This is a genomic window from Pseudoalteromonas sp. SG43-4 (genome assembly GCF_014164325.1).
Lineage (GTDB): Bacteria > Pseudomonadota > Gammaproteobacteria > Enterobacterales > Alteromonadaceae > Pseudoalteromonas > Pseudoalteromonas distincta.
Map to the genome: position 1 here is coordinate 15,773 of NZ_JACJFB010000009.1, position 15,786 is coordinate 31,558.

The following is a 15,786-nucleotide window of genomic DNA, read 5'->3' on the forward strand; positions in this document are numbered from 1 at the left end:
TGAGAACGCTATCGATTAATCTAATTTAAAACGATTAACTACGCTCGAAAGACCTTCGCTACTTTGTTTGAGGTTATCACTGGCATCGGTAAGCTGCTTAGTATTATTTAATGATTGCTCAGTTGATTGAGATAGCTCATTAATACGCAAATTAACCTCGTCGGCAGCTTGCGTTTGTTGCTCTGTGGCACGTGCTATTTGGCTGTTCATTTCGGTAATAATTGAAACAAGTCGTTCTATTTCATTAAGTGAAGTATTGGCTGATGACGCCTGCTCTACGGTAGAAACTGAAAGTGCTTGGCTTGATTTAACTGCTTCTACTGCTGCTTTTGCACCTTCTTGTAGTTTAGTGATCATGGTTTGAATTTCGTCAGTACTTTGCCCTGTACGACTGGCCAGTGTTCTTACTTCATCTGCAACAACAGCAAATCCTCGACCATGCTCTCCTGCGCGAGCAGCCTCAATGGCAGCGTTTAATGCCAGTAAGTTTGTCTGCTCCGATATACTTCTTATTACATCAAGCACAGAGCCTATATTATGGCTCTCGTTGGCTAAATCTTCTGTTACACGGCTGACTGTTTCAATGTTGCTTGAGAGCGTTTCTATTGCTGTAATTGTTTGCGCAACCACATTTTTACCCGTTGATGCGTTTTGTGCTGCATCCTTAGCTGCTTGCTCTGCTGCTTCAGCGTTACGGCTCACATCGTGTATTTGGTGAGTCATTTGCTCCATGGCAGCTGCAACTTGGGTTGAACTATCGTTTTGAAGCTCAATAAATGAGTGGCTTGTTCTACTTGAGTCGTCAACTGTATGCGCATGTTCGCTTACATCGTTTGCACTTTGTGCTACATGAACAAGTGACTCGCGCATTTTTAGAGCAAATAAATTAAATGAACGTGATAGTTCAGATATTTCATCATTACCGGATTCATTTAATTTACGAGTTAAATCGCCTTCGCCTTGTGAAATATCTTTCATCATATCGGCCGCTAAGCGAGTTGGTATTAAAATACTCTTACCTATAAAGTAACTAAGTAAAATAACAGCAATAATCATAATTATTGCACTGATGACTATAAGGTTACGTTGCTCGCTAAATGCTTCGTCAATTGAATCAAGGTAAACACCCGAGCCAATAATCCACTGCCATTGATTAAAACCTTTAACAAATGCGATTTTTTCAACCGGTTTATCTTTACCTGGTTTTGGCCATTTATAAGGGATAAATCCCTCGCCAGAGCGTTTAACTATATTTACCATATCAACAAACAATGCTTTGCCGTCAGGGTCCTTGTTATTAGTTAAATCTTTTCCATCAAGCGCAGGTTTTATAGGGTGCATAACCATTGTTGGCTGGTAATTGTTAATCCAAAAGTAATTGGTTTTGTCGTAGCGCAGTGCTTTTATTGCATTAAGTGCTTGTGATTGAGCTTGTTGTTGAGTGAGAGTGTTATCTTGTTCAAGCGCATAATAGTGCTCGATTATACTGTACGCCGTTTCTACTACATTTTGTGTTTTTATGTATTGCTCGTCTTTTAGCGAACTATATTGATGAGTTAGACTCGATATACTAAGTATTATTAGTCCAAATACAACGATGGCTATTAACAGTGAAAAACGCTGGGATATACTAAAACTTCGTAGATTAGGCATACATTTATCCTCAAAAAGTGTGCGCTTTAGCGCATAGAATAAGCGTAGCTAAAAAAAGAGTTTAATCTAGGCTTAACGCCTATTAATGCAAAAAAAAGGCTGATTTATCAATCAGCCTTTAGTCTGTTATTACTTTACTTGCTTATTTAACGTCAAAATGGCGATTAAAGAAGTTTGTAATTGTTTGATGTAAGTGTGTTTGCACTTGTTTACCACGTAGGCTGTGCTTAGATCCTGGGTAGGTCATCATTTCAAACTGTTTTTCGTTATCTTGCAGTTGTTTAAATAACTTAGTTGAATGCGTAAACAATACGTTGTCATCAGCCATTCCATGGTAAATCATTAATGGGCCTTTTAAGCCATCAGCATATGGAAATACTGCGCTGTCCTCATAGCCTTTAGCATTTGTATCAGGGTGACCTAAATAACGCTCTGTGTAATGTGTATCGTATAGAGCCCAATCGGTTACTGGAGCACCTGATACGCCGGCTTGAAAGTAATCGCCTGCTTTAAACATAGTCATAAGTGCCATGTAGCCGCCGTAGCTGTGGCCATAAACACCGATGCGTTGTGGATCAACGTAATCAAGTGTACGTAAAAACTCTACGCCTTTAATTTGATCGGCAACTTCAACCACACCTAAATGTTTATAAATAGCATCTTCAAACTTTTTACCACGGTTGTACGAACCACGGTTATCCAGTTGAAAAATTACGTAACCTTGTTGCGCCATGTACTGAAAGTACAAGTTTTTACTGCGCCAGCTATTCGTCACTCGTTGAGCATGCGGGCCGCCGTATACGTTAACAATAACAGGGTGCTTTTTGCCATCAGCAATGGTGCTAGGCTTAAATAAACGGTAATGCATAACTTGACCATCATCGGCTTTAATTGTGCCGTATTCTGGTTTTGTTAAGTCGCTTAAATAAGGAGTAAGGGGGTGGCTACTATCAAGCTTATTTTCTTCAAGCCAGGTAATGAATTCACCGTTTACTTTACGAAGTGCTGCTGAGTTTGGTTTATTATCAGAAGAGCTATTATCGATAAAGGTTTTATTGTCCTTTGCTAGCACAACATTGTGGTACTGACCTTTTTCGGTAATACGTTTAGAATCGCCTTTTTTAAATAAAGGCGCGCTGTATAAATGGCTTTCAAGCGGTGTATCTTTTCGACCGGCAAAATACACAATGCCTTTTTTCTCATCAATACCTTTTAAGCTATCAACAGCCCAATCACCAGAGGTGATTTGACGAACAAGTTGACCGTTTGTGCGATACAGATATAAGTGTTTAAAACCGTCGCGCTCAGATGCCCATACAAAATGTTTTTTGTCTTTTAAAAACTCAAGATCAAAATGTAGGTTTATCCACGTTTCGCTGTTTTCGGTCAGCGCTACTTTTTGGGCTTTAGTTTCGCTGTTATAAAAACGCAGTTCTAATTTATGTTGCGAGCGATTTTGCCATTGGTACGACAGTGTATTGCCGTCTTTTAGCCATTTAGCGCGTGCAATGTAAATGTCTTCATCTTTACCTAAATCAATCCAATCTACTTTTTGGTCGTTTAGCTTAACGACACCAAGTTGAATTTTAACATTATCGGTACCTGTAAACGGGTAGCGCTGGTTAAATAATTTAACTTCATCAGCGTAAATTTCGTTACGGATAGCTTCTTTTACAGGGGTTTCGTCAACGCGGGTATAGGCAATTTTAGTTTCATCACCTGACCACCAGTAACCTGTCATACGGCTCATTTCTTCTTGAGCAACAAATTCGGCCATGCCGTTTTTAATTACGCCGCCGCCATCTTTACTAAGCTGAATCTCTCTACCAGACTCAAGCTCTAAAGCATAAAGGTTTTGCTCTCGAATAAACGATACGTAGTTACCTTTAGGTGAAAAGCGTGCATCGGTTTCAAATGCTTCAGTGTCGGTTAGTTTTTTACTTTTAGCTGAGGCTAAATCGTAATAATAAAGGTCGCCATTGAGTGGGAATAAAAGTGCTTTGCCATCTTTAGACCATTTGTATTCAAGTATGCCTTTACCAAAAATACGTTGGCGTTCGCGGCGTGCTTTTTCTTCATCTGATAGGTTTTCTGGGCCTGAAAATAACTTTGCTGAATCAACTAGCACACGGTTGGTGTTATCTTTTAGATTGTATTCCCATAAATCGTAGCGGTTGTAGTCATCGCTTTTGCCTTGTAGGTAAGTTACACGGCTGCCGTCAGGCGAAAATTTAAGTTGTACAGGTGATTTACCAGAAAGGCTCGGATCGTCAAAAATTCGCTCCAGCGATAAAGGTTTTGCTTGAACACTAATAGCGCCAACCATTAACGGTATAGCTAGTGAGAGGTGTTTTATTTTTTTTAGCACAAGGTTGCCTTAGCTTATTATAAATATTGCTTTGATGGTAAAGCCAAGCGTGTGCAACTGCAACTAAATGCTATAAAGTGGCGATTATCAAAGACAAAGTAGGACATAGCAATGACTCACCCTGAATTTAAACTAGCGCCAGAACTTAAACGCGACTGTATAGAACTTGCCGATTGGCCATTGTGTAAAGTACTTTTATTGAACGACAGCTTGTATCCGTGGTTTGTATTAGTGCCTAGGCAGGCTAACTTAAAAGAGATAATTGATTTATCTGAGGATGATCAAATTGTGTATTTAAAAGAGTCAGCCAAGCTAAGTAAATTATTAATGGATGTATTTAAACCTGATAAATTAAACATAGCGGCTTTAGGTAATATGGTGCCGCAGTTGCATATTCATCATATTGCGCGTTTTACGAGTGATGCTGCATGGCCTGCGCCAATATGGGGTAAACACCCAGCAGAGCCTTATACAGATCTACAAATCACAGAGCTAAAAAAAGCGCTGCAGTTTTAAGCTGCAACGCTTTTTTAGGGTTTAACTAAGTTTAACTAAACTTATTTAAGCCCTAGTACTTCCTTACCTTGCTTAAATGTTACATCTACAGGGATATTAGCTTTACTTAGTTTTTCTAAGTCTTTAGCAAGTTCTTCTTTAATGTCGCCATGCGTTGCAATTAGTTGATCTACTTTTTCGTAATCGCCATCACCTTGTAAGGTTAAAATTAAGCGAGAAAGCTTGGCCATTGCAATGCTCATTTTTTCCATATTAACGCGGTATAAGCCTTCTTCATTTTTAGAAAAAGCACCTTCTTGAGCAAAAAAGTTAAAGCGGATCATATTCGCTTTACCATGCGCGCTTGATGCTCCAAAACGAACTGAGCGGAATATACCTGCCATGAAGGTCGTGTAATAATCTTCAATAGTGCCTTCAGTAATTTCGCCTTTTTTAAGTAACTGTTCAATCATGTATAGACCTAAAATATCGGCTTTACCTTCTTCAAGTGCACTTGCGTGTTCTTGTAGTGATTGACGAACAGTACCTTTACCAGTAATTGTATTTTTAATACCTAAACCGTGAGCCACTTCATGGAACATCGTATTGGCAAAAAATGCATCAAAAGTAATGTGTTTACGCTGCTCTGGTACAATTAACTGCTCTGAAATTGGCACTAAAATTTTATCAAATTTAGCACGCATTGCGTTTTTAAGTTGCAGACGACGAGTTCCTTTTTCGAGCTGTACTTGCTCATCGTTTGGTAAGTTAATTGCAATTGTTTTACTACCCGCGTTTGAATGCCCAGCGTAGTAAACAACATCATATGCATTTAGGTCGGCGTCAGAGCCTGGTACTTCTTGTTTGTACTTAGCATCTACAGGTAAGCCTTTTTGAAGTTCAGGTAAAAATGCTGCAAACTTAGCTAAGCGTTCGCTCCATTTTAAATCTTTAATAAGTACGTAAGATTCATAAGCTGCGCGGTAACCAAATAATTGATCTTCATAAGTTTCAATTGGACCAATAACCACATCTACTGGGTTATTTTTCATATCCATCCAAGCAAAGTCAGATACTTGAAAGTCATCTTTTTGTAGGGCATCGGCACGCAAGTTTAGATAGTTAGCAAATTCTTTATCGTCAGCAAGTTTGCTTGCTTCACGTAAAATATCAGCGGCTTTTGCAAGCTCATCAGCGTATTCTTTTGAATAAGGCACGCTGTAAAGCTTACCTTGCTCATCACGCTTAATTACAGAATAAAGCCCTGTTTTGTCTTCAACGTCTGCATTGTTTAACTCTTCTTTGGTTATATCAGCAGGGTAAAACTGTGCGCCAAGAGGTTTTTCTTTATAGCTGGATAAAAATGCTTCATCACCATTTAAACGATCCCATGGACCATAGTTAATATCAGCAAATTTACGTACTTTTTCATCGTTTAGTTTTGCTAAAAAAGCATCTTTATTTTCACCAAATGCTTGCTTCCAAAATAACTCATCCATTATTTTTGAAGCGTCAATAAGCTTTGCAACCATTGCTCGTTGATTATCGCTTAAGTGCGATAAATCACTTTGTAAGCTAAAGTCGGTGTAAATATCTAAACGTTGTTTATCTGCATTAATAAGCTTAGGGCCTGACTGTGCACTGCTTTTTTGAGCAAGCTCTACGGCTGTGTTGTCGGTAGAAGACGGCGCTTGTTCAGAACATGCGCTAAGAAAAACGACACCAGAGAGCATAATTGCTTGGCTAATTTTATTTAAGATCATTATATTGCCTGTTAAAAAGTAAGTTTAATAATTTGTACTGCTTTAGTTAAAATATTAAGTATGTACAAACGCTTCCTTATTGTGAGTGCATTAAAGCAAAACTAAATGGTAAATAGCAAGTATTTGGCGTTGTAAGGCAAGCATGAGCGGTAAAGCATTATAAATAAAAATAAACTTCTATAATTTTCTTAACTTTATCGGTAAGTTAGACAATACTAATTATATTACTAATACGAAAATTAACTGCCTGAGTTTGCAGTTACTTTACAGGCTGAACACAAAAGGATGGCAGCTTTATGTCTACAGAAAACGCTTTATTAACGATTCTAGTCGATAGAATAAATAACGATACGTTGGTTTTACCAACGCTACCTGAAGTAGCGATTAAGGTTCGCCAAGCTGCAGATAACCCAGATGTGAATTTAATCCAAATGTCAGATGTAATCTCACAAGATCCAGCGCTTTCAGCTCGTATGATAAAAGTAGCTAATAGTGCGATTATGGGACGTTCTGTAAAAGTATCTAATTTACAACAGGCAGTGACTCGTATTGGATTACGTCAAATTAAAAACATTGCTACAGCTATGGCTATGGAACAATTATTTGTATCAAATAATGAGCTAATTAAAGGCTACATGGGTAAGGCATGGCAAAAAACATTAACCGTTGCTAGCCATTCAATATCACTCATGGAGTTTTATTTAAAAAATAGTAAGCACACGTCACTAAACCGCGATTCTATTACACTCGCCGCACTTGTTTATAATATTGGTGTATTACCAATTTTAACTGAAGCTGAGCGCCACCCAGAGGTATTTGCTAATCCAAGCTTTTTGGCTCATGCAATTCAAAAGCTGAGTGGAAAAATTGGCTCATCTATTATGCAAGCGTGGGAATTCCCTAAAGAGTTTGTTGATGTAGCTCAGAGCTGGGCTGACCCAAGTTACAAACCTGAAAAAGTAAGTTACGTGGATTTTATTCGAGTAGGGGCTATTTTAGAGGGCACGTTACAAGTTTCTGATAAGTCGGCAGCGCTGCAAACGTATATAGACAAAGGCGTTATACCGTCTATGCAGCTATTCACAAGTGATGAGTACAACGACATGCTAAAAGATGTGAAAAACATGTTTAGCTAAAAGTGCCTTCCTACACAACCCAAAAGGGTTAACTTGCGTTAACCCTTTTTTAGTTTTATTTTTCGGTGGTATTTTCTGTTTTAGTTTTTTCGTATCGCTTTATTCCTGCTACCCATGTTTGCAGTACGTTTGTTTTGTATATCTCCTCAACAGGTACTTTAAAGTAGTCTTTATCAATTAAAATAAAGTCGGCCCATTTACCTTTTTCTAAACTACCTACCTTAAATTCTTGATGAGCTGCATAGGCGCCGCCAAGAGTAAATGCACGTAATGCATCTTCGCGGCTTAGTACTTCACTTGCACGCCAGCCGTTTTCCGGTAGTTTGTTATGATCCATGCGTGTAATGGCTGAATACAAACCATCAAATGGATTTGCAAGCTCTACAGGGTAATCAGAGCCCGCTGCAACAACCGAACCTTGCTGTAAAAATGTTTGCCACGCGTAGGCGCCGCTTAGTTGTTTTTCAGTTAAACGCTGCTCTGCCATATGCATATCAGAAGTGGCATGTACCGGCTGCATTGAAGGGATTATTTTTAACGCTTTAAAGCGAGGGATATCATCAGGGGTTACAATTTGGGCGTGCTCTATTCGGTTTCGCAGTAATATACCGCCCGTTTTTTTAAACACATTTTGATAGGCATCAAGTACTACTTTATTTGCTTTGTCGCCAATGGCGTGAGTATTTGCGCTAAAGCCGCTTTTAAAGCTTTGTGTAAAGAGTGCTTCGAGTTTCTCTTGCGTTTCAAGCATTAAACCATGGTGACCAGGTCTGTCTGCATATTCTTCAATAAGTGCTGCACCACGAGAGCCCAGTGCGCCATCGGCGTAAACTTTAACACTGCGAATTTCCATAAAGTCATTTTTGTCGTGGTATCGGCCTGCCTTTAACATTGTGTCTAAATCAGGGCTTGCACCACTTAACATTGCCACAATACGTAGTGGTAAATTACCAAGGTCGCCGCGCTCTTTATAAACCTCCCATGTGGTTTTATCAATACCTGCATCGTGAGTAGAGGTAATGCCTAAACTTAATAAATGTTTACCTGCTGCATCAAGTGAGTCACTTATATCTTGTTTTGAAGGGGCTGGCATATACTGGGTAATTAGCGATTCTGCTTTGTCTACAAAAATACCCGTAGGATTGCCAAATTCGTCTTTAATTATCTCACCGCCTTCAGGTGCTTTTGTTTGGGCGGTAATACCTGCAAGTTCGAGCGCTTTTGAATTAACCCAAACGGCGTGGCTATCAACTCGAGAAAGCACCACAGGTCGATCGTTAACTACTTTGTCTAAATCTTTAGCAGTAGGAAAGCGTGTATCAGACCAAAGCTCTTGGTTCCAACCTCGTCCTGTAATCCAACCTTGTTTGTTATCGGCAAATACTTTTAGTTTATTCGTTACTTCATCAACCGATTTTGCACCGCGTACATCAAGTTGCGATAAATTATCGCCAAGGCCAATAACGTGCCCATGAGCATCAATTAAGCCTGGTAATAAGGTATTACCGTGCGCGTCAATTAGCTTGGCATCTGGGTAGCTATCTTTAAGTGTATCGCTACCTAGTTTTACTACCTTGCCATTTTTAATAACGAGGGTAGTAAACTGCTGTACTTCACCTTGGTATAAAGGGGTATAACCATTTGCGTTATAAATTACTTTTGTTTGTGCAAGAGTGTAACTAGAACTAGCGCAAAGGCTGGCTAGTATGAGTGGTTTGATTATTTTTTTGAGCGACATGGTTACTTAATTTTTATTGTTAATTTACTTACATTAACAAACTTGATTTTATAATACCAATGAATTGATAGGCCTCATTATAAGGTTTTTCTCTTTACTAACTGTTTACAAAATAGGTAATTGATGTGATTATTTAGTATGTAAAACAATCAATAAAGCATAAGGAAACGCTATGAAAGCCCTCTATTTATTACTCCCATTAACTTCATTACTTGCGGCATGTGGAGCAACACCTACGACAGAGGAAACTGTTGAAAAGCTAGATTATATAGATTTATCAAGTGTTGAGCTGCGCGATAGGGTGAAAGACTATTGGAATATTTTAACAAGAACAGAACCACAATATCCAATAGCTGCTGCAAAAAAAGGTCTTGCAGGTTGTGTAGAACTCATGACTATCATTAATTCTGAGGGTAGGGCGCAAGGATATAAAGTAACCTCCTCATATCCTAAAGGGTTATTTGATGAAGCCGCAGCTCAATCTTTAAGTACATGGGCCTGGTTGCCTACTAACGTAAATGTAGCTAAACAGCCTGTTCTTACTCATATTAGAATTGATTTCACTATTGACTCAAAACCAGTAGGTGAAAAATATTTAAAGAATTGTCCGGCTGGCGAAGCATTTCAAATAACGGGAGAAAGAAGAAAGTCATAAGATTTTAAGTGGAGTATTTATATATCTCACTTTGGTGGTGCGTTTGCATAACAGGTAATTGATGCAACTACTTAAAAAATTATTTATAACGAATTAATAAGGGAATGCTATGAAAGCTCTCTATTTATTACTCCCTTGAGCATGATGCTGACAGCCTGTAGCTCAATGTCTGATAAACAAGTAAACGATGAAATGCCGAGTTTTATTGATTTATCAAGTCCTGAACTGCGAAGTAAGGTAGGTGAATACTGGGATGTTGCTAAAAGAGTTGAGCCGCGATGTCAGATAGAAGCTGCAAAGAAAAGTATTTAAGGCTGTGTTGAGTTTGCTATGTTAATTAATTCACAAGGTGAAGTCCAAGGGTATAAGGTTGTCTCGTCTTACCCTGAGGGCGTGTTTGATATTGATGCGGCAGCTGCTGTGGGTTTATGGCGCTGGAAACCGACAGTTGAAAATACGAGTAAGCAACCGATTCTAACTTATCTCAAAATGGATTTTATGGTGAGCCCAAAACCTACTGATGCAGAGTACTTAGCGCATTGTTCTAAAAATAAAGTCTGAACGTAATTAATAGTATAAATATAATAAGCTAGGTGTTTGTGTACCTAGCTATAAGACTACTTACTTGCATATAAACTGTATTCACTTAGCGTTAGCTTGCCGTCTTTGTCTTGATCATAGCTTGAAAATCGAGACCACAAAGCGGGGTCTACAGCGGTTTCTGAACGTGTTAAAAAACCATCCTGGTTTCTATCAAGTTTTTCAAATTGCTCTGCAACATTGTTGCTTGCAGCAAAGCCTAATGTGCTAAAAATACTAAACGCAAAAAGCGCTATATAGCTTGTTTTTTTCATGAAAAATACTCAGTAGAGGTTATTGGTAAGGTAATTTTTAAATTCGATTAACGAAATTTGGTTATCTTGGTTTTTGTCCCATTTTACAAATGTGTTTAATAGTTGTGGTTGGGGATCAAGTTCGTCATGCGTTAAATAGCCACTTTTGTCGCTATCGAGGTGATCAAAGCGTTGCTTTACATCAAGTGCAGCGGCATCAAAGCTTAATAGCATTAAGATGCTTATAATAAGGGGAAGTATCTTCATGGTGTTCCTTCCAAAAGATGTATTTAAAGTTTGTGGCTAAAATAAAGTGAAAAGGAAAAAGCACTTGCCGTAATTTAACTCCCAACATTAAATCCTTTTACACACTCCCTCAGGGATTATGGCAAATGCTTTTAATTCCAGTTTACCTATAACAAGCTTAAGTAAAGCTTAATCAGTAATTACTCATTAAGGTTTAAAGCTTTCAAATTCTTTTTTTGAGACTTTTTCATCACCGTCTTCATCTAAGTCGGCAAACTGTCTCATTACTTCCTTGTCTTCCTTTGCTTCTGCAATTGATATTTGTCCGTCCATATCTTTATCTAAGTGGGCAAAACGCACATTTGTTGGCGATGCAATTACAGTGGCACTAATTGCTAAAAACATTAATGAAAAAGCGGCTATAAGTTGTTTCATAATCACGTTCCTTATTAAATGAGTTTATTGAATAAATTTTTTGAATTCATCTAGCGACAATTGCCCATCTTGATTAGTATCAATTTGAGAAAAATTCTCGTGTAACACAGCATCTTCACCTGCTTCGGCTTCACTTAATGTGCCGTTACTGTCTTTATCAAGTTCGTTAAAAGTCGCGTGAACGTCCATTGCGTGTGCATTAGCGCCTAAAAAGCCTAAAGCCAGTAATGATGAAATTACTAAAATGCGTTTGTTCATAATTATTTCCTTATTGATTAAAGTTATTACTCCTATTACAAAAATGGTGCCAATAATAATTGTTGTTATTTTTCAACTGGTTATTGTTTTAGCTTTAAGCCAGTGAGAAGTTTTTACTGGGTTTATTGTAATTTTTGTGCGCCTTTTGCAACACTATTTAGCGGGGTTAAAAGGGAGTTTATTAAAATCAACGAGTTACGTTGTCTCTATTTGGCGACACATTGTTTTGTAGTGCTGGCTGTTAATCGTATTAAATATAATTGCTGGTTCAGCTAGTGTATAAGGTAAGCACTTAATAATAGAACGCTTAACTTAAAAGGACTAAACGAAATGCCAGCAACCATAGCTAAAAAATACCAAGCAATGCTTAACTGGCGGCCTAATTTAATTGGGCAATTTGCAATGAGTATGCTGCTTTCGTTACTGCCGCTTTCTATAGTGGTGATCGTATTTTTAAATGCGCTTAATAAGCAATTAGCGGTTACTCAAAGTATTGTGAGTAGCAACTACCAAGTTACCAAATCGTTTAACACTTTAAAGCAAGAACTCAACAGCCTTGAACGCGCCACTAGACAAAACTGGGTATTAAAAAGTGAATCGCTCGACAAACTCATTGTTGATAAATGGCAATCATCCCTGCAAAGCATTGATGAACTCAAATTTGTAAACACGAATAAAGAGTATATCAACCAATGGCAACGCTTATATACCACCTTACAAACCGCGCATGTAAAACTCGTTGAGCAAAAACAACAACAAGCTGAGCTATTTGTGCCAGTGAGCGATTTAATTGCTGAACTTACTTTATGGTTACGTGATAAAAACGAAGCGCAAATTACCAATAACCAAAATGAGCTTACAAGCCTGCAAGCGTCATTTATAAACTGGCTGGTGGCACTTATCCCACTGACTTTAATTGTTGGGGGAGGTTTTTTATGGCGCATAAGTGGGCGGCTAAAAGGGTTAACTACGGTTATTGATAAGCTTGGACAGGGGCATTGGCAGCAAAAAATATCTGTGAAAGGTTCAGCTGAGCTTGTTGAGCTAGGAGAAAAGCTCCAATGGGTACAAGAACAGCTTCATATGCTTGAGCAGCAAAAAGATACTTTTTTACGCCATGTAACTCATGAGCTAAAAACGCCGCTTGCTTCAATGGTTGAAGGCACTGACTTATTAACTGATGAAATAGTAGGCCCAATTACTGCTGAGCAAAAAGCGGTGCTTGAGCTCATTAGCCAATCTATGGTGCGCCTTCGCACAATGATTGACAGTTTGCTGAGTTATAATGCTATTCGCACCAGTAAAGATAGCCTAAGCGAAGTTGAATTTAGTCTTCTTATTAATAAAATTAATAGCCATTTTGAGCATCGCTTAACTGCGCGTCAGCAAGCTCTGCAGTGGCAAAATACTTTACCTAACAAACCGCTTGCTTTACCTAGTGAGCTTATTGAGATGATTTTAATTCAGCTTATTTCAAATGGCTTAAAATTTTCAGAAGATAAGCAAAGCGTTACTATTAATTTAGCGCTTGAGCAAAACCAGCTTTGTATCGTTGTACTTGATAAAGGCTGCGGTATTAAAGAGCAAGAAAAAACTCAAATTTTCAGCGCATTTTATCAAGGTAAACACAGTAAAAATGTTACGCTGCAAGGCAGTGGACTGGGTTTAACTATTGTAAAAGAGTCTGTTGAACAGCTAAGAGGTACACTTAGTGTTGAGCATAACGAGCCACATGGTTGCCGGTTTTCAATTAAAATTCCCATAACAAAAAATCTAGGAGTTAATTAACATGCGCTTGCGTTTAATCGCTATTTTATGTGTGCTCAGTAGCAGCATGGTTATATCAGGTTGTGAAATTAATAATGGGCAAGAAGAGCGTGCGTCAATTACACCTGCACCTGTGGTCGATACAAAAAAAGCGAACGACAAAAACAGTAAGCCTAGTCCAAAGCCTAGACCAAAAATTGAGCCAAGCTATCCTCCTGCAGAGCAGGTTATTGCATGGCATGCTAATCAGTGTGGTGGATTCAAATTGGTACCTAGCAAAGATGTTTTTACAGGCGAAAACGAGCTTAAACGCTTTTTTAAGTTCATGTGCTTAAACATAAATGATGATCCAAATACGGTAATGACTAAGTTGTTAAAGCTCGATCTTGCTTACTTTTGGCCTGATGACATAAAGCAATATTTATGGCTTCAAAAGCAGCAAGTAACTATGCAAATAAATGCTAAAAAAGAGCAGCAAGCACTTAATAATAAAATGCAAGAAACCCTCTCATCGTTAGCAACGATTGAGCAGCAACTTTTACTACGAGAAGAAACGAAGGAGCAGTAACGATGGCCGCAACTAAAGTACAAGGTGCAAAAGTATTACTCGTAGACGACGACGCTAGCTTATTAAAACTGCTCGCTATTCGTATTGGATCAAAAGGATACGAAGTGACAACCTGCGAAAGCGGCTTAACCGCACTACAAATACTTAAAAGCCAAGTGTTTGACGCCGTAATAACCGACTTACGCATGGATGAAATGGATGGTATGGCACTGCATCGTCAGCTGCAAAGCCGCTACCCTGCATTACCTGTCATTATGATGACAGCGCACGGCTCAATTCCTGATGCAGTAGAGGCAACTAAGCAGGGCATTTTTGCATTCATAACTAAACCAGTGGATAAAGATGAGCTATTTGACAGCCTTGCAAAAGCGATAGAAATTCATGGTGTTAACGCCGATGAAGCTGCACCTAAAAGTAATATAGTTACGCGCAGTGGTGCAATGCTGCACTTGTTAGAGCAAGTAAAACTACTTGGGCCAACGCAAGTTAATGTACTTATTTCGGGGGCTAGTGGTACTGGTAAAGAATTACTCGCACAGGCGATTCACCAGCATAGCCATGTAAGCGGTGGCCCTTTTGTTGCAATTAACTGCGGCGCTGTACCAGGGGAGCTTTTAGAGTCCGAATTATTTGGTCATAAAAAAGGCTCGTTTACGGGTGCAATTAAAGATCACCAAGGTTTGTTTCAACAAGCACAGGGTGGCACGTTATTTTTAGACGAAATAGGCGATATGCCGCTTAACTTGCAGGTTAAGTTACTGCGCGTATTACAAGAAAAAACAATTCGCCCGGTGGGTTTTCAAGAAGAAATAGCAATTGATGTACGTATTGTATCGGCAACACATAAAAATCTTCCTGAAGCTATTTTAAGCCAGCAATTTAGAGAAGATTTATACTATCGCTTAAACGTAGTTAATTTAAAATTACCGCCACTGTGTGAGCGCCGCGAAGATATAAGCTTATTGGCACAGCACTTTAGTGCAAGCATTGCTAAGCGCATGAACCAAACTGAAAAACACTTTGCAAGCGATGCTATGCATGCGCTTGTACGTTACGACTGGCCAGGTAATATCCGCCAATTACAAAACGTAGTAGAGCAGGTTGTAGCATTAACGCCAAGCGATGTTATTTCAGAGCATTTAGTGTTAGCTGCTCTAAATAGTAACGAAACAAACGTAGAACCATTATCACTAAACGACGCTAAAAAAGAGTTTGAGCGCGACTATGTAATTAACACTTTAAAAATGGCAGGTGGTAACGTAGCTGAAGGCGCTAAGCTTGCCAAGCGCAATCGCTCAGATTTTTATAAGTTGATTAAAAAGCACAATATTGATGTTGATAATTTAGGTTAAGGAAAAGCATGCAGTTATTTATGGTGTATTTAGGTGGCCGGATTCAAGGTTGCCACATTGAAATGCATGATATTCGTTTTGTAGTAGGGGAGAATATAGAGCAAACCTACTCAAAGTTAAAAAGCCAATGGGTAGGCGACAGAAGTAGTGTTCACATGGATAGCTACATGGCAATTAATCATATTGATGGCTTTAAAGTAGAAGTTGTTGATAGCTATGTGGAGCAAAATAAACAACTCTATTTTGTAAATTTAGGCGCTTACAGAAGTGATTCCATGGCTGAGCAACATGACTTTGCACTGTATGTTGCAAGCAGTAGCCATGAAGCTAAAGAGCGCGCTAAAAACGATTTGCTCGCAGGGCTTAGTCATATTCATAAAGATGATTTACATGATGTGGACGATTGCTTTGCCATTGATTTACTCGACAGCCAGCTAAACATTAAGCTCACGCCCAGCGGTATATCGCAGCCGATAAAGCCAGACTGGTTTGGCTATCACATACTTTAAATTATAATAA

At 38.7% G+C, this 15,786-nt stretch carries 17 protein-coding genes; 9 read left to right on the forward strand and 8 right to left on the reverse strand.

Going from position 1 to position 15,786, the window contains the following annotated elements:
- Positions 1-15 precede the first annotated feature (15 nt).
- Both H5160_RS10445 and H5160_RS10450 read right to left on the reverse strand, forming a co-directional pair.
- Positions 16-1,653: a methyl-accepting chemotaxis protein gene (locus H5160_RS10445; RefSeq protein WP_154903475.1), complete on the reverse strand. Its 1,638-nt coding sequence runs from the start codon at positions 1,651-1,653 to the stop codon at positions 16-18.
- Between the two features lie 142 nt (positions 1,654-1,795).
- Complete coding sequence (locus H5160_RS10450; RefSeq protein ID WP_182737398.1) at positions 1,796-4,021, reverse strand: S9 family peptidase; 2,226 nt, start codon at positions 4,019-4,021, stop codon at positions 1,796-1,798.
- Between the two features lie 111 nt (positions 4,022-4,132).
- Here H5160_RS10450 and H5160_RS10455 point away from each other — a divergent pair, with 111 nt between their 5' ends.
- Positions 4,133-4,537: an HIT domain-containing protein gene (locus H5160_RS10455; RefSeq protein ID WP_182737400.1), complete on the forward strand. Its 405-nt coding sequence runs from the start codon at positions 4,133-4,135 to the stop codon at positions 4,535-4,537.
- A gap of 41 nt (positions 4,538-4,578) precedes the next feature.
- Here H5160_RS10455 and H5160_RS10460 read toward each other — a convergent pair whose 3' ends face one another.
- Entirely contained in the window at positions 4,579-6,279 is a 1,701-nt protein-coding gene (locus H5160_RS10460) for a dipeptidyl-peptidase 3 family protein (protein WP_039485046.1), read from the reverse strand.
- 296 nt (positions 6,280-6,575) lie between these two features.
- Between H5160_RS10460 and H5160_RS10465 the strand changes: the two genes are divergently transcribed.
- Positions 6,576-7,415, forward strand: coding sequence for an HDOD domain-containing protein (locus H5160_RS10465; RefSeq protein WP_002961652.1), 840 nt, complete (start codon positions 6,576-6,578; stop codon positions 7,413-7,415).
- Positions 7,416-7,470: 55 nt separating this feature from the next.
- Here H5160_RS10465 and H5160_RS10470 read toward each other — a convergent pair whose 3' ends face one another.
- The gene (locus tag H5160_RS10470; protein WP_182737402.1) at positions 7,471-9,153 is read right to left on the reverse strand and encodes an amidohydrolase; all 1,683 of its coding nucleotides are present in this window, start codon (positions 9,151-9,153) and stop codon (positions 7,471-7,473) included.
- Positions 9,154-9,325: 172 nt separating this feature from the next.
- Between H5160_RS10470 and H5160_RS10475 the strand changes: the two genes are divergently transcribed.
- The 3 genes from H5160_RS10475 (at position 9,326) to H5160_RS20420 (ending at position 10,369) form a co-directional block, all read left to right on the forward strand.
- Entirely contained in the window at positions 9,326-9,808 is a 483-nt protein-coding gene (locus tag H5160_RS10475; protein ID WP_024597594.1) for an energy transducer TonB, read from the forward strand.
- Positions 9,809-9,973: 165 nt separating this feature from the next.
- Entirely contained in the window at positions 9,974-10,120 is a 147-nt protein-coding gene (locus H5160_RS20415; RefSeq protein WP_240915858.1) for a hypothetical protein, read from the forward strand.
- A gap of 18 nt (positions 10,121-10,138) precedes the next feature.
- Positions 10,139-10,369, forward strand: a complete 231-nt coding sequence (locus tag H5160_RS20420; RefSeq protein WP_240915857.1) for an energy transducer TonB — start codon at positions 10,139-10,141, stop codon at positions 10,367-10,369.
- A gap of 56 nt (positions 10,370-10,425) precedes the next feature.
- On the opposite strand, the gene H5160_RS10485 is transcribed toward H5160_RS20420, so the two are convergent.
- From H5160_RS10485 to H5160_RS10500, 4 genes are all read right to left on the reverse strand, one after another.
- Positions 10,426-10,662 (reverse strand): calcium-binding protein, encoded by a 237-nt coding sequence (locus H5160_RS10485; protein WP_002961647.1) that lies wholly within the window; start codon positions 10,660-10,662, stop codon positions 10,426-10,428.
- A gap of 9 nt (positions 10,663-10,671) precedes the next feature.
- The gene (locus H5160_RS10490) at positions 10,672-10,908 is read right to left on the reverse strand and encodes a calcium dependent protein (RefSeq protein WP_033021630.1); all 237 of its coding nucleotides are present in this window, start codon (positions 10,906-10,908) and stop codon (positions 10,672-10,674) included.
- A gap of 186 nt (positions 10,909-11,094) precedes the next feature.
- Positions 11,095-11,322: a hypothetical protein gene (locus H5160_RS10495; protein ID WP_024597597.1), complete on the reverse strand. Its 228-nt coding sequence runs from the start codon at positions 11,320-11,322 to the stop codon at positions 11,095-11,097.
- A 24-nt stretch (positions 11,323-11,346) separates the two neighbouring features.
- Positions 11,347-11,580 (reverse strand): EF-hand domain-containing protein, encoded by a 234-nt coding sequence (locus H5160_RS10500; protein ID WP_002961641.1) that lies wholly within the window; start codon positions 11,578-11,580, stop codon positions 11,347-11,349.
- Between the two features lie 330 nt (positions 11,581-11,910).
- Between H5160_RS10500 and H5160_RS10505 the strand changes: the two genes are divergently transcribed.
- The 4 genes from H5160_RS10505 to H5160_RS10520 are packed head-to-tail and all read left to right on the forward strand — an operon-like array spanning position 11,911 to position 15,776.
- Entirely contained in the window at positions 11,911-13,368 is a 1,458-nt protein-coding gene (locus tag H5160_RS10505; protein WP_182737404.1) for a sensor histidine kinase KdpD, read from the forward strand.
- Between the two features lies 1 nt (position 13,369).
- A complete protein-coding gene (locus tag H5160_RS10510) occupies positions 13,370-13,915 on the forward strand; it encodes a hypothetical protein (RefSeq protein ID WP_182737406.1) in 546 nt (181 codons plus the stop codon).
- A gap of 2 nt (positions 13,916-13,917) precedes the next feature.
- Complete coding sequence (locus H5160_RS10515) at positions 13,918-15,267, forward strand: sigma 54-interacting transcriptional regulator (RefSeq protein WP_182737407.1); 1,350 nt, start codon at positions 13,918-13,920, stop codon at positions 15,265-15,267.
- A gap of 8 nt (positions 15,268-15,275) precedes the next feature.
- Positions 15,276-15,776, forward strand: a complete 501-nt coding sequence (locus H5160_RS10520; RefSeq protein WP_002961636.1) for a DUF1543 domain-containing protein — start codon at positions 15,276-15,278, stop codon at positions 15,774-15,776.
- Positions 15,777-15,786: the final 10 nt, after the last annotated feature.